Genomic DNA, 13,417 nt, shown 5'->3' on the forward strand with positions numbered 1-13,417 from the left:
ATTTTCCGCTTCACGGAATCAACAATCCGCATAGTGAAGTTAATGGGCGGTCATGACCTGCGTCAATGGCCGGCGGCCCGGCCGAAACAGCCGGGGGCCGCGCGGCGTCGTTCGCCGCGCGGCCCCCGGCCGCCGAGAAGAGTCGGATCAGCCCTTGCGGGCGGTGACCTCTTCGGTGAGCTGCGGAACGACCTGGAAGAGGTCGCCGACGACGCCGTAGTCGACGAGGTCGAAGATCGGCGCCTCGGCGTCCTTGTTGACGGCGACGATGGTCTTCGACGTCTGCATGCCGGCGCGGTGCTGGATCGCGCCGGAGATGCCGTTGGCGATGTAGAGCTGCGGCGAGACGGACTTACCGGTCTGGCCGACCTGGTTGGAGTGCGGGTACCAGCCGGCGTCCACGGCGGCGCGCGAGGCACCGACAGCGGCGCCGAGCGAGTCGGCCAGGGCCTCGATGAGGTGGAAGTTCTCCGCACCGTTGACCCCGCGGCCGCCGGAGACCACGATCGCGGCCTCCGTCAGCTCCGGACGGCCCGTCGACTCACGCGGCGTGCGCGAGACGACCTTGGTACCGGTCGAGCCCTCGCCGAAGGACACGGACAGGGCCTCGACGGTCCCCGCGGCCGGGGCCGCCTCGACCGGTGCCGAGTTCGGCTTGACGGTGATGACCGGAGTGCCGCGGGAGACGCGGGACTTGGTCGTGAACGACGCGGCGAACGCGGACTGCGTGGCCACCGGGCCGTCCGCACCGGCCTCCAGGTCGGTGGCGTCGGTGATGATGCCGGAGCCGATACGCACCGCGAGGCGCGCGGCGATCTCCTTGCCCTCGGCGGAGGACGGCACCAGTACCGCGGCCGGGGACACGGCGTCGTACGCGGCCTGCAGCGCGTCGACCTTCGGGACGACGAGGTAGTCGGCGAACTCGGGGGCGTCCGCGGTCAGGACCTTCACCGCGCCGTGCTCAGCGAGGGCCGCCGCGGTGTCCTGCGCACCGGCACCCAGCGCGACGGCGACCGGGTCACCGATCCGGCGGGCCAGCGTCAGAAGCTCCAGGGTGGGCTTGCGGACGGCACCGTCGAGGTGATCGACATAGACGAGAACTTCAGCCATGGGATTGCTCTCCTGCGAATGCGAAGAATCTGGGGGGCGTTCGGGACGCTCGGGCGGTCGAGGGGCTCCGGGAGCCTCAGATGAACTTCTGGCCCGCGAGGTACTCGGCGAGCTGCTTGCCGCCCTCGCCCTCGTCCTTGACGATCGTCCCGGCGGTACGGGCCGGGCGCTGCGCCGCGGAGTCGACCTTGGTCCACGCGCCCTCCAGGCCGACAGCGCCGGCCTCAAGGTCCAGGTCCCCCAGGTCCAGGGACTCCACGGGCTTCTTCTTGGCCGCCATGATGCCCTTGAAGGACGGGTAGCGGGCCTCGCCCGACTGGTCCGTCACGGACACGACGGCAGGCAGCGAGGCCTCCAGCTGCTCGCTGGCGGAGTCGCCGTCCCGGCGGCCCTTGACCGTGGTGCCGTCGACCGACACCTCGGACAGCAGCGTGACCTGCGGGACACCCAGACGCTCGGCGAGCAGCGCCGGGAGCACGCCCATCGTGCCGTCGGTCGAGGCCATACCGCAGACGACCAGGTCGTACCCGGTCTTCTCGATGGCCTTGGCGAGTACCAGCGACGTACCCATCACGTCGGTGCCGTGCAGATCGTCGTCCTCGACGTGGACGGCCTTGTCGGCTCCCATCGAGAGCGCCTTGCGCAGCGCGTCCTTCGCGTCCTCGGGACCGACCGTGAGGACAGTGATCTCCGCGTCGTCGGCCTCGCCCGCGATCTGGAGCGCCTGCTCCACCGCGTACTCGTCGAGCTCCGACAGCAGCCCGTCGACATCATCACGGTCCAGTGTCAGGTCATCGGCGAAATGCCGGTCACCGGTGGCATCGGGCACGTACTTCACACAGACAACGATCCTCAAGCTCACGCCGGCTCTCCTACTGCATCGTCTTTTCCGGGCTGCCTTGTTGCTCGCAGCATAGGCGCCTGATGGGGCGATTTCCGGTTGGGGGTTCCGACGCCCCCGACCGAAATATTACTCGCCAGTACATCCAGAATGTACCCGCTGAGCAAGCGCTTTGAACTGTGATGTGAGCAACGCTCCGTAGCCGCGGTCCCCGGGAGATTCTCAGTCCCGCAGCGCGTTGAAGCGCCCCTGGTGGTAGAGGAGCGGGCGGCCGGACCCGGCCGGGTCGCCCGTGACCACCTCGGCGATCACGATGCGGTGGTCACCGGCGGGGACCCGCGCCACCACACGGCAGACCAGCCACGCCAGTACGCCGTTCAGCAGCGGCACACCCTCGGGGCCGCTGCGCCAGTCGGTCGGCGCGGCGAACCGGTCGGCGCCGCTGCGCGCGAAGGTCGCGGCGAGCTCCTGCTGGTGCTCGCCGAGTATGTGGACCCCGATGTGCTCGGCCGCGGCCACCACGGGCCAGCTCGACGAACCCGTGCCGACGCCGAAGGAGATCAGCGGCGGCTCAGCGGCGACGGAGCTGACCGAGGTCGCGGTGAAACCCACCGGCCGCTCCCCGGCCGCGGTGACCACCGCGACCCCGGAGGCGTGGCGGCGGAAGACCGAGCGGAGCAGTGCGGAGGCGGCGAGCGGGTCGGCGGCGGACCCTCCGGCGGCTTCCGGGGCGGTGCGCGCGGCGGACGGCGCCGGCCTCTTCGGTGTCCTTGACGGTGTCTTCATGCGGGTGTCCTTCTCCGGGGTGAGCCAACGGGGCCGGGGATGTGTCAGACACCCGGACAGCGCGCGCCGGAGCTGCGGGCCGGGTCCGCGGGGGCCCGGCGGCGGGGGCACCGGCCGTCAGGAGGGGGGAGCAGCGACATAGCGTCAGATTGACGATTCGAGGGAGACCCCGTCAAGGGCGTTCCGGGATGTGGGAGATCACTCACGGCGGGTCAGACCGCCCGCCCCAGGGCGGCGATGACATCGACCTTGCGCGGCTGCCCGGAGGCCCGTCCGACGATGCGGCCCTGCCCGTCGAGCACCAGCACGGTGGGGGTGCTCACCACCTCCAGCTCCCGTACGAGTGCGAGCCGGGCCTCGGCGTCCAGCTCGACATGAGTGACCCCGTCGACCATGGCGGCCACCTCCTGGAGTGTCCGCCAGGTCGCCCGGCAGGGGCGGCAGAAGGCAGTGGAGAACTGGACGAGCGTCGCCCGCTCCCCCGGCTCCACACCCAACTCCGCGGCCCCCAGCCGCCTTTCGCCATCCTGCTCGTGCACGTCGCGCTCCTGTCCCGCTCCACCGCCGTACCTGCGAGAAGCCGTACGTCCCCGCCGCTGCCGGCCGGCCGTCCCTGCCGCCGCCCGGCACACCCCGGGCCTCCGCCGAGGTGCAGCGCTTCTCCGTCCGGGATGATTCCCGGGGCGGCGCGCGGGGCGGCTCCGGCCGCGCCCGGCGGAGTATCCCCTGCTCGGGAGTGGTGCCGACGGCCCGGGCGCGACGTGACGAGGATCTCGCGGCCCCGCCTCACCAAGGGTGGCTACTCTGGTCGGCATGGGGCACGATCTGCCCCATGCCGAAAACCTACGGCAGCGTAACTTCCCGGGGCCGCGTCCCCGGGCACAGAAGGGTCTTCTCCAGATGGCAGAACTCGTCTATCGACCGGTCATCGGCGCCGCTCGGGGGCTCTTCAAGGCGCTCGACCTCAAGATCGATACACAGGGTTCCGAGAACATCCCGCGCTCGGGCGGTGCCGTTCTCGTCAGCAACCACATCGGCTACCTGGACTTCATCTTCGACGGTCTGGCCGCGCTCCCCCAGAAGCGCCTGGTGCGATTCATGGCGAAGGAGTCCGTCTTCCGGCACAAGATCTCCGGGCCGCTGATGCGCGGGATGAAGCACATCCCGGTGGACCGCAAGCAGGGCGAGGCGGCCTACCGGCACGCCCTGACCGCACTGCGCTCCGGCGAGATCATCGGCGTCTTCCCCGAGGCCACCATCTCGGAGTCCTTCACCCTCAAGAGCTTCAAGTCCGGCGCCGCGCGGCTGGCGCAGGACGCGGGCGTGCCGCTGATCCCGATGGCCCTGTGGGGCACCCAGCGGATCTGGACCAAGGGCAGGCCGCGCAACCTCAAGCGCAGTCACATCCCCGTGACGGTCCGGGTGGGGGAGCCCATGGACGCGCCCTCCGACGAGTACGCGGGAGCGATCACCCGCAGGCTCCGCGAGCGCATGCAGGAGCTGCTGGAAGCGGCGCAGCGCGCCTATCCGGTGCGCCCCAGGAACGCGTCGGACACCTGGTGGATCCCGGCCCACCTGGGCGGCACGGCGCCCACCCCCGCGCAGGTGCGCGAGGCCGGAACCGGCTGACGCCGTCCGGAGCCCCTCCTCCGGGCTTCCGGCGCGCCCGCCGGGCGGCCTCCCCGCCGAGCGAGGGCCGCCCGCGGGCGGGCGGCCTGTCCTCCCGGGCGTCCTGGCGGGTCCGGCCGCGCGGGACGTCCCGCGCCGGGCCACGGCGGTTTCACGGCGGCCGGGCCGCAGGCATACGCGTACGACCGAACGGACTCAATGCTGTCCGGTCGGTCGCAGGTCCGCGCACTCCTCAGCGGGCCAGCTCCTCCTTGAGGGCCAGCAGGAAGCCGTCCACATCCTCCTCCGTGGTGTCGAAGGAGCACATCCAGCGGACGTCGCCCGCAGGCTCGTCCCAGAAGTAGAAGCGGTAACGCTTCTGCAGCCGCTCGCTGACGTCGTGCGGCAGCCGCGCGAACACCGCGTTCGCCTCGACCGCGTGCAGGATCTCGACCCCGTCGGTGTCGCGCACCCCCGCGGCGAGACGCCGGGCCATGGTGTTGGCGTGACGGGCGTTGCGCAGCCACAGATCACGGGTGAGCAGGGCCTCCAGCTGCACCGACACGAAACGCATCTTGGACGCGAGCTGCATCGACATCTTCCGCACGTGCTTCATGTGCCGCACGGCGTCCGGGTTGAGCACCACGACGGCCTCGCCGAAGAGCATGCCGTTCTTGGTGCCGCCGAACGAGAGGATGTCGACCCCCACCGCGTTGGTGAAGGCACGCATCGGAACGTCCAGCGACGCCGCGGCATTGGCTATCCGGGCCCCGTCGAGGTGGACCTTCATGCCGTATCCGTGGGCGTGGTCGCAGATCGCCCGGATCTCGGCGGGCGTGTAGACCGTGCCGAGTTCGGTGTTCTGGGTGATCGACACCACCTGCGGCATCGCCCGGTGCTCGTCGTCCCAGCCGAACGCCTGACGGTCGATCAGTTCGGGGGTGAGCTTGCCGTCGGGCGTGGGGACGGTCAGCAGCTTCAGACCGGCGACCCGCTCCGGTGCGCCGCCCTCGTCGACGTTGATGTGGGCCGACTCGGCGGCGACGACAGCGCCCCACCGGTCGGTCAGCGCCTGCAGGGCGACGACGTTGGCGCCGGTGCCGTTGAAGACCGGGAACGCCTCGGCGCTCTGGCCGAAGTGGCTGTGGATCAGCCGCTGGAGGTGCTCGGTGTACGCGTCCTCGCCGTACGCGATCTGGTGCCCGCCGTTGGCGACGGCGAGCGCGGCCAGGATCTCCGGGTGCGCACCCGCGTAGTTGTCACTGGCGAAGCCACGGACCTGGGGGTCGTGGTGGCGTACGGCATCGGTCCTCACGGGGCGGGTGTCAGCCACAGGCGCTTTCCGTTCACGTCTCCGGCGGGCTTGTCCCAGACACCTGCGATGGCCTCGGCCAGCTGCGCGACGTCGGTGAAGCCCGAGAACTTCGCATTCGGCCGCTCGGCACGCATCGCGTCGTGCACCAGAGCCTTGATCACCAGGACGGAGGCCGCGGTCCGCGGACCGTCCTCACCGCCCGCTTTGCGGAAGGCGTCGCCGAGTGCCAGCGTCCAGGCCTCGGCCGCGGCCTTCGACGCGGCGTAGGCGGCGTTGCCCGCCGTGGGCTTGGACGCGCCCGCCGCGCTGATCAGCACGTAGCGGCCTCGGTCGCTGCGCAGCAGTGCGTCGTGGAAGGCCAGTGAGGTGTGCTGCACCGTACGGATGAGCAGCTTCTCCAGCAGGTTCCAGTCGGCGATCCCGGTCTCGGCGAAGCCGGCACTCCCGCGCCAGCCGCCCACCAGGTGCACCAGACCGTCGATCCGGCCGAACTCGGCCTCCGTACGGTCGGCCCAGGCCCGTGTCGCCGCCAGATCCAGCAGGTCGACGGCCTCGCCGGTCACGGTGGCGCCGCCGTGCGCGTAGCGGGCGGCGTCCACCGCCTCGGCCAGCCGGGCGACATCAGCGTCGGCGCCGACCACCGTCGCGCCGGCCTCGGCCAGCCTCAGCAGCGCCGCCCGGCCCGCGGGGCCCGCGGCCCCCGCGACGGCCACCACGGCCCCGTCCAGTGATCCCTTGCCCATTGTCTCCGCCTCCTGCCTGCGGACGCTCACGCCGCTTCCCGCTCGGGGGCGCCCGCCGCGGTGATGCCCCTGGTCGAGGCGACCACACTCTTCAGCTTCTTGGCGAGTGCCTCATAGAACATGCTGAGCGGAAACTCGTCCGGAAGCACGTCGTCCACCAGTTTACGCGGCGGCTGCGTCAGGTCCAGGGCGTCCGGGCCCTTGGCCCAGCGCGATCCGGGGTGCGGGGCGAGATAGCGGGAGACCAGGTCGTAGGCGGCGAACCAGTGGACCAGCTTCGGGCGGTCGATACCGGCCCGGTACAGGTCCTCGATCTCCGCGCAGAGCTGGTTGGTGACCTCGGGGGCCCGCTCCCAGTCGATCTTGAGGGTGCTGTCGGTCCAGCGCACCACGTCGTGCTGGTGCAGGTAGGCGAAGAGCAGCTGGCCGCCGAGACCGTCGTAGTTGCGTACGCGCTCGCCGGTCACCGGGAAGCGGAACATGCGGTCGAAGAGCACGGCGTACTGGACGTCGCGGCCCTGTCCGAAGCCGTCGGCCTCCAGACGCACGGCCTCCCGGAAGGCGGTGAGGTCGCAGCGCAGCTCTTCGAGGCCGTACATCCAGAACGGCTGGCGCTGCTTGATCATGAACGGGTCGAACGGCAGGTCGCCGTGGCTGTGGGTGCGGTCATGGACCATGTCCCACAGCACGAACGCCTGCTGGCAGCGGCCCTGATCGGCGAGCATGTCCCGGATGTCGTCGGGCAGTTCGAGCCGCAGGACGCCGACGGCTGCCTCCGTGACGGTCCGGAAGCGCGCCGCCTCGCGGTCGCAGAAGATACCGCCCCAGGTGAAACGGTCGGGCGCTTCGCGCACGGCGATGGTCTCAGGGAAGAGCACGGCGGAGTTGGTGTCGTACCCGGGGGTGAAGTCCTCGAAGGTGATGCCGCAGTACATCGGGTTGTCGTAGCGCGTGGCCTCCAGCTCGGCGAGCCAATCCGGCCAGACCATGCGCAGCACGACGGCTTCGAGATTGCGGTCCGGGTTGCCGTTCTGCGTGTACATCGCGAAGACGACCAGGTGCTGGAGGCCGTCGGCCCGCAGATCCGCCGGGTGGAAGGCGAGCAGCGAGTCCAGGAAGTCCGGTACGGCGAATCCGCCGTCGGCCCACTTGCGGAGGTCGGCGACGAGCGCGCGGTGGTACGCGGCGTCGTGCGGCAGCAGTGCGGAAAGCTCCTCGACCGCACCGGTCACCCGGGCGAGCGCGGCATCGGCGGCAGCACGGGAGGGGGCCCCGTCGACCCCGAAGTCGATGGAGCCGTCCTTCGACTGCCAGGGCCGGATCTCCTCGACGGCGTTCTTGAGCACGGGCCAGGCCGGGTGCTCGATCACTGGCTGGGCGCTGGATATGCCGCCCTCGACCGTGTCCTGCACAAGAATTTTCGTCATGTCACTTCCTCCACAGCAGAACTTGTCGCCAAACCGCTGGGACACCGTATCCGGCTTCGGTTCGCTCATTCAAGGCGCATGCAACAGATTGTCCCGCTGAACCCCCTTGATCGCAGCGAATCTTCCCGTCGTCTGCCCCGATGGAACCGCTTCCACCCAGCGCTGCCCGGAGAATCCGCGGATCGAAGAGCCCCCGGGCGGCCGTCGCCCGGGGGCTCTTCCGGGGCAGCGGGCGCCCCGCCGTACCGCGGGACCGGGACGGGGAACCGGAACGTTGGGCTGCGGCTCTGCAAGCTGGGTAGCAATGCCACGCGAGAGCCGCCGTCGACGGAAGCGAGAGAACCTTGAGTCTCCTCATCATCGGACATCGCGGGGTCATGGGCGTCGAGCCGGAGAACACCCTGCGGTCCTTCCGCCACGCGGAACAGGCGGGCATGGACGCCATCGAGCTCGACCTGCACCTGAGCAAGGACGGCGCGCTCGTCGTCATGCACGACACCGACGTGGACCGCACGACCGACGGCAAAGGAGCCATCGCCGACCGGACGCTCGCCGAGCTGCGGGAGCTCGACGCCGGACAGGGCGAGCGGATCCCCGTCTTCGAAGAGGTGCTGGACGCGGTCCGCTCACCGATCCAGGCCGAGATCAAGGACGCCGCCGCGGCGCGGGCACTCGCCGACGTGATGCTCCGGCACGATCTGGCCGGACGGGTGGAGGTCTCCTCCTTCCACGACGAGGCGGTCCGCGAGATCGCCGCGCTCGTCCCCGACGTGCGGACGGTGCTCATCGCGAGCCGCTGGGGTCCGGACATGGTGGCCCGCGCCAAGGCGGTCGGCGCCGCGACGGTGGCGCTGAACATCCGCAGGCTCACCCTGGAGACCGTCGAGCAGGCACACGCGGAAGGCCTGAAGGTGCTCGGCTGGGTGGTGAACACCCAGGATCACCTGCGCCTGGTCCGGGCGCTGGACCTGGACGGCGCGACCACCGACTACCCGGAGATCCGGCGCACCGGGCGGTTCACCGCCTGAGACCCCGCTACCGCGCCCCGTCGCCGGCGGCCCGGGCCGGAAGCGGCTTGACCAGGAGCTCGAACTGCAGGTCGTCGCGGAGCGGGATCCCGAACCGCTCGTCGCCGTACGGGAAGGGGAACATCCTCCCCGTACGGCGGTAGCCGCGCCGCTCGTACCAGGCGATGAGGTCGTCCCGGACCGATATGACCGTCATCTGCATCTCGTCGGCCCCCCAGTCCGCGCGGACCCGGCGTTCGGCCTCCGCGATGATCCGCTTGCCGAGCCCCGCGCCCTGCAGCGCCGGGCTCACCGCGAACATCCCGAAGTAGGCCGCGTGGCCACGCTGTTCGAGCTGGCAGCAGGCGACGGGCTCGCCGTCGCGCTCCACCACGAGCACCCGGCCGGCGGGGGACGCGATGACGTCGCGCACTCCGTCCGGGTCGGTGCGCCTGCCGCCCAGGATGTTCGCCTCCGTGGTCCAGCCGGTGCGGCTGGACTCCCCGCGGTAAGCCGACTCGATCAGGGCGACGAGCGCCGGCACGTCGGTGTCGGCCGCGTCCCTGAAGGTGATCCGGTCGGGGGCGGTGTCCATGGGGTGATGTCTCCCGTCGATGGCGGCGCCGGGCGGACCGGATCCGGCCGGCAGGTGCAGTCCAGACAGTAACGCGCCCGTGGCGCGCTCCCCCGTGCCCCCCTGCGCTTGCGTGCGCTCCGTCCCGCCCGGGCATCGATGCGTCGAGACCGATGGCCGAACGCGTCGACCGTCGAACGGGGAGGTACGCCGTGCACGGATCCGCGATGTCCGCCTGGCTTCTGGTGGCACTGTGTGCGGCGACGGGGTCCTACTGCCTGCTGCGGATGCGCAGTCCTTCGCAGCAGGCGCGGACCGCCGCGGGGAGCGAGGCGGTGATGGGGTTCGGTATGGCGGCGATGGCCCTGCCCGCCACGGTGGCCGCTCCCCCGCAGTGGGGGTGGACGCTGCTGGCGGCCGTCTTCGCCGCGGGGGGCCTGCGGGCGCTCTGGCAACTCCGCGCGGGCACCCGCCATCTGCACCATCTGGTCGGCTCCCTCGCCATGGTCTACATGGCGCTCACCATGACACCGGGGATGGGTGCGGGCGGAGCGAGCGACGGCCCCATGGAACACATGGCGCACGCGGGGCAGCCGGCGGGCGGGATCCCGCTGCTCACCGGAGCGCTGCTCGTCTACTACGCGGTGTACGTCCTGCGCGCGGGCGCCACCCTGGTGCCGGCGCCCCGGGCGGCAGGGGCCCCGGCCGGCGGCGGGGCCGTGGGCTGGGGAGCCCGGCCGGAGCTGGCGCTCGCCTGCCGGCTCGCCATGGGGACGGGGATGTTCGCGATGCTGCTGACGCTCTGAGCCCGCGCGGGCGCGCGGATCCGCCGTGTCCTGCGTCACTTTGAGGGGCCAGGCCATACCCCGGCGACACGCCGACTCCATAAGCTGGCCCCCATGGTGGTCTCCCTAGCGCTGTTGCTACTCGGAGCCGTGGCTGCTGTTGCGGCGCCGCGGCTTCTGGCGCGCGCCCAGTGGCCCGAGCGGGAGCCCGTGGTGGCGCTGTGGGTGTGGCAGTGCGTGGTGGCCGCCGTCCTGCTCTGCTTCGCGCTGGCGATGACGTTCAGCGCGTCCGCGGCCTGGCAGCTCGTACGGGGCAACGTCTTCGCACCCGCCCCGCACGCCGTGGTCGAGGCGTACGCCCTCGGCGCGTACACACAGTGGTCGGCGGCGACAGCGACGGTGCTGGCCGCCGGGGGCCTCTGGACGGCCGCGATGCTCACCCGGGAGATCCGCCGCGCGCGGGCCGCGCGCCGGCAGAGCCGCAGGGAGCTCCTGGTCCGCTCCCCCGTGCTGCCGGGCGAGGAACCGGGCGGTGAGCGCCTCGTGGTGCTGGAGGCCGAGCGCCCCGATGCCTGGTGGCTCCCCGGCGCGGCCCCCCAACTGGTCATCACCACCGCGGCACTTCGCGGGCTGAAAGGGCGTCAGCTGGATGCGGTGCTCGCCCATGAGCAGGGCCACGCGCGCGCCCGGCACGACTGGCTGCTGCACTGCTCGGCCGCGCTGGCTTCGGGCTTCCCGCAGATCCCGGTCTTCGCCGCCTTCCGCAACGAGATGCACCGGCTCGTGGAACTGGCGGCCGACGATGTGGCGTCCCGCCGCTTCGGCCGGCTGACCATCGCGCTGGCGCTGGTCCAACTCAACGAGCACCGAGGGGTGTTCGGCCCGTGCCCGACCCCCGGCGCCGAGCTGCCGCACCGCGTCGACCGGCTACTCAACGCGACTCCGCGACTCACCGCAGGCCGCAGGCTGCGGCTCACCGCAGCCGCCTCGCTGGTCCCGGTCGTGCCGCTGCTGGTGGCGTTCGTCCCGGGACTGCGCGCGCTCGGGTAGCGGTGGCGCCAGGACAGGCCGCAGGCTGCGGCTCACCGCAGCCGCCTCGCTGGTCCCGGTCGTGCCGCTGCTGGTGGCGTTCGTCCCGGGACTGCGCGCGCTCGGGTAGCGGTGGCGCCAGGACCGGAGGGCGCGGTGAAGGCCGTACGGGAAAGAATGCCGCCATGACGATCAAGGCCGTACTCTTCGACTTCTCCGGAACGCTCTTCCGGATCGAGCCCGTCACAACGTGGCTGCGTGCCGCCCTGGACGCGACAGGCACCACGCTGAGCCAGGATGAGTTCTCCCTCCGTGCCGCGGAGTTGACGGCAGCGGGCGCCCTGCCCGGCGGTCCTGACCCTCAGCGGGTGCCGCCCGGCCTCGCCGGGCTCTGGGAATCCCGCGACCGCAGCGCCGAGCTGCACCAGGCCGCGTACACAGGCCTCGCCCGCCAGGTCGAACTGCCGGATCCGGCCCTCTATGACGCTCTCTACGCCCGCCACAAGGCACCGCTCGCCTGGAGCCCCTACCCGGACACGGCGGAGGTGCTCGCGACGCTGCACGCGCGAGGAATCGGGGTCGGCGTGGTGAGCAACATCGGCTGGGACCTCCGGCCGGTGTTCCGCACCCATGGGGTCGACCCGTATGTGGACGGCTACACGCTGTCGTACGAGCACGGAATCCAGAAGCCCGACGTCCGGATCTTCCGCGCCGCGTGCGCGGCACTGGGCCAGGATCCCCGGGAGACCCTCATGGTCGGCGACAGCCGCCATGCCGACGGCGGCGCCCGGGATCTGGGCTGCGCCGTCCATTTCGTGGACCACCTGCCGGCCGCGGAGCGCCCGGACGCGCTCCTGCCGGTCCTGGACCTCGCCCGCTGAGCGGGAGACCCGGAGGGGCGGCGCGACGGACCGGCGCACGGCGGCACCGCAGGAAACGCCGCACGGCCGGCCCGGCAGGGCAGCAGAACGCCCGGACCGGACGATCCCCCGCGTCGCCCGGTCCGGGCGAAGCCTGCAGAACGGCCCCCGAAGCAGCCCTGTGCAGGATGCGCTGATTATAGTTGGCTGAGAGCCAGTCAACGCAGGAGTAAGCATGTCCCCGCGCAGCCAATCGGTCAATGAGGAGTTGCGGCGGCGTTCCCGCGAGCGCCTCCTGCAGGCCACAGTGGATCTTGTCGGTGAGCGCGGATACGAGGCGACGACGCTGGCGGACATCGCCGACCGCGCCGGATCCGCCCGCGGCCTCGTCTCGTACTACTTTCCGGGCAAGCGGTACCTTCTGCAGTCCGCCGTGCACCGCCTGATGCACCGCACGCTCACCGTGGCACTGGAGCGCGAGCCGCGCACCGCCGACGGGAAGGAGCTGCTGGCGCGGGCGATCGACGCCGTCCTGGGTCTCGCCACCGGCCATCCCGTACTGATGCGGACCCATATGGCCGGAATACTCCAGGAGCAGGGATTCGTGCAGTGCCCTGAACAGCAGGAACTCGCCCGGGTGCTGCGCTCCGTCGTGGAGCGGTACGGATCCACGGACCCGGACACCGACTATCCGCTGCTGCGCGCCCAGCTCATGGGCACCGTCTTCGCGCAGCTGCTGCCCGGGGCGCCCATGCCGCACGCACGGCTGCGGGCCGAGCTCTTCCAGCGGTACGGACTCGGCTGGCGGCAGGGGGCGCCGCCGGACGACGGGCCGGGGCCGGCCCGCTGACGCCCGGAGGAGGTCACGCCTGCCGTGCGGCCTCCGCATCGGCGGCGGCGAGGACACCGTCCAGCAGACCGGGGAAGACCGCGTCCAGGTCATCCCTGCGCAGCACGTTCATCTTCGCGGTGCCCCGGTAGATCTGCCGGATCACCCCGCTCTCGCGCAGCACCCTGAAGTGGTGGGTGGTGGTCGACTTGGTCACCGGGAGGACGAACCGGGAACAGGACAGCTCTCCGCCGTCCGAGGCCAGTTCACGCACCACACACATCCGCATCGGGTCGGCGAGCGCGTGGAGCACACCGTCCAGACGGATCTCGTCGCGCGCCGGATGAGCGAGTGCACGGCTGCTCGTTGCGCTCACCACTGCGGCTCTCCTTCATTCGGGCCCGGGCGGGTGGCGGCCGGGTCGTAGTCGGCTTCATTGTACGAGACTCCTCGTAGTTTGACATTCACCGTACTACGATGCGTATCGTACGAGTAGCCCCGAC

General features: G+C 71.4%; 15 protein-coding genes. 6 read left to right on the top strand and 9 right to left on the bottom strand.

What is annotated here, in order from left to right:
* Positions 1 to 147 precede the first annotated feature (147 nt).
* The 4 genes from OG917_RS03830 to OG917_RS03845 form a co-directional block, all read right to left on the bottom strand.
* The gene (locus OG917_RS03830) at positions 148 to 1,110 is read right to left on the bottom strand and encodes an electron transfer flavoprotein subunit alpha/FixB family protein (RefSeq protein WP_328316087.1); all 963 of its coding nucleotides are present in this window, start codon (positions 1,108 to 1,110) and stop codon (positions 148 to 150) included.
* A 76-nt stretch (positions 1,111 to 1,186) separates the two neighbouring features.
* Entirely contained in the window at positions 1,187 to 1,972 is a 786-nt protein-coding gene (locus tag OG917_RS03835; RefSeq protein WP_328316088.1) for an electron transfer flavoprotein subunit beta/FixA family protein, read from the bottom strand.
* A 201-nt stretch (positions 1,973 to 2,173) separates the two neighbouring features.
* Positions 2,174 to 2,737, bottom strand: a complete 564-nt coding sequence (locus tag OG917_RS03840; protein WP_328316089.1) for a flavin reductase family protein — start codon at positions 2,735 to 2,737, stop codon at positions 2,174 to 2,176.
* Between the two features lie 212 nt (positions 2,738 to 2,949).
* On the bottom strand, positions 2,950 to 3,276 hold the full coding sequence (locus OG917_RS03845; protein ID WP_328316090.1) for a TlpA family protein disulfide reductase: 327 nt from the start codon (positions 3,274 to 3,276) through the stop codon (positions 2,950 to 2,952).
* A 361-nt stretch (positions 3,277 to 3,637) separates the two neighbouring features.
* Here OG917_RS03845 and OG917_RS03850 point away from each other — a divergent pair, with 361 nt between their 5' ends.
* The gene (locus tag OG917_RS03850) at positions 3,638 to 4,366 is read left to right on the top strand and encodes a lysophospholipid acyltransferase family protein (RefSeq protein WP_328316091.1); all 729 of its coding nucleotides are present in this window, start codon (positions 3,638 to 3,640) and stop codon (positions 4,364 to 4,366) included.
* Between the two features lie 232 nt (positions 4,367 to 4,598).
* Here OG917_RS03850 and OG917_RS03855 read toward each other — a convergent pair whose 3' ends face one another.
* Genes OG917_RS03855 through OG917_RS03865 form a run of 3 tightly spaced genes read right to left on the bottom strand, consistent with a single transcriptional unit; the run spans position 4,599 to position 7,830 of the window.
* Positions 4,599 to 5,678 carry a threonine aldolase family protein gene (locus tag OG917_RS03855; protein ID WP_328316092.1) on the bottom strand — a complete coding sequence of 360 codons (1,080 nt, stop codon included), beginning with the start codon at positions 5,676 to 5,678 and terminating at the stop codon, positions 4,599 to 4,601.
* Positions 5,657 to 6,403 (bottom strand): SDR family NAD(P)-dependent oxidoreductase, encoded by a 747-nt coding sequence (locus tag OG917_RS03860; RefSeq protein WP_328316094.1) that lies wholly within the window; start codon positions 6,401 to 6,403, stop codon positions 5,657 to 5,659. The genes OG917_RS03855 and OG917_RS03860 overlap by 22 nt, the downstream gene beginning before the upstream one ends.
* 26 nt (positions 6,404 to 6,429) lie before the next feature.
* Positions 6,430 to 7,830, bottom strand: coding sequence for a DUF6421 family protein (locus OG917_RS03865; RefSeq protein ID WP_328316096.1), 1,401 nt, complete (start codon positions 7,828 to 7,830; stop codon positions 6,430 to 6,432).
* A 377-nt stretch (positions 7,831 to 8,207) separates the two neighbouring features.
* Here OG917_RS03865 and OG917_RS03870 point away from each other — a divergent pair, with 377 nt between their 5' ends.
* Positions 8,208 to 8,858, top strand: a complete 651-nt coding sequence (locus tag OG917_RS03870) for a glycerophosphodiester phosphodiesterase (RefSeq protein ID WP_328321642.1) — start codon at positions 8,208 to 8,210, stop codon at positions 8,856 to 8,858.
* A gap of 7 nt (positions 8,859 to 8,865) precedes the next feature.
* Here the strand turns inward: OG917_RS03870 and OG917_RS03875 are convergent, their stop codons facing one another.
* Positions 8,866 to 9,432: a GNAT family N-acetyltransferase gene (locus OG917_RS03875; protein ID WP_328316097.1), complete on the bottom strand. Its 567-nt coding sequence runs from the start codon at positions 9,430 to 9,432 to the stop codon at positions 8,866 to 8,868.
* Between the two features lie 206 nt (positions 9,433 to 9,638).
* Between OG917_RS03875 and OG917_RS03880 the strand changes: the two genes are divergently transcribed.
* The 4 genes from OG917_RS03880 (at position 9,639) to OG917_RS03895 (ending at position 12,935) form a co-directional block, all read left to right on the top strand.
* Positions 9,639 to 10,217 carry a DUF5134 domain-containing protein gene (locus tag OG917_RS03880; protein ID WP_328316098.1) on the top strand — a complete coding sequence of 193 codons (579 nt, stop codon included), beginning with the start codon at positions 9,639 to 9,641 and terminating at the stop codon, positions 10,215 to 10,217.
* A 93-nt stretch (positions 10,218 to 10,310) separates the two neighbouring features.
* The gene (locus tag OG917_RS03885; RefSeq protein ID WP_328316099.1) at positions 10,311 to 11,246 is read left to right on the top strand and encodes a M56 family metallopeptidase; all 936 of its coding nucleotides are present in this window, start codon (positions 10,311 to 10,313) and stop codon (positions 11,244 to 11,246) included.
* Positions 11,247 to 11,416: 170 nt separating this feature from the next.
* Positions 11,417 to 12,106, top strand: a complete 690-nt coding sequence (locus tag OG917_RS03890) for an HAD family hydrolase (RefSeq protein WP_328321644.1) — start codon at positions 11,417 to 11,419, stop codon at positions 12,104 to 12,106.
* A gap of 214 nt (positions 12,107 to 12,320) precedes the next feature.
* Positions 12,321 to 12,935 carry a TetR/AcrR family transcriptional regulator gene (locus tag OG917_RS03895; RefSeq protein ID WP_328316100.1) on the top strand — a complete coding sequence of 205 codons (615 nt, stop codon included), beginning with the start codon at positions 12,321 to 12,323 and terminating at the stop codon, positions 12,933 to 12,935.
* 13 nt (positions 12,936 to 12,948) lie between these two features.
* On the opposite strand, the gene OG917_RS03900 is transcribed toward OG917_RS03895, so the two are convergent.
* The gene (locus tag OG917_RS03900; protein ID WP_328316101.1) at positions 12,949 to 13,293 is read right to left on the bottom strand and encodes an ArsR/SmtB family transcription factor; all 345 of its coding nucleotides are present in this window, start codon (positions 13,291 to 13,293) and stop codon (positions 12,949 to 12,951) included.
* Positions 13,294 to 13,417: the final 124 nt, after the last annotated feature.

The organism is Streptomyces sp. NBC_00388 (genome assembly GCF_036061255.1).
Lineage (GTDB): Bacteria > Actinomycetota > Actinomycetes > Streptomycetales > Streptomycetaceae > Streptomyces.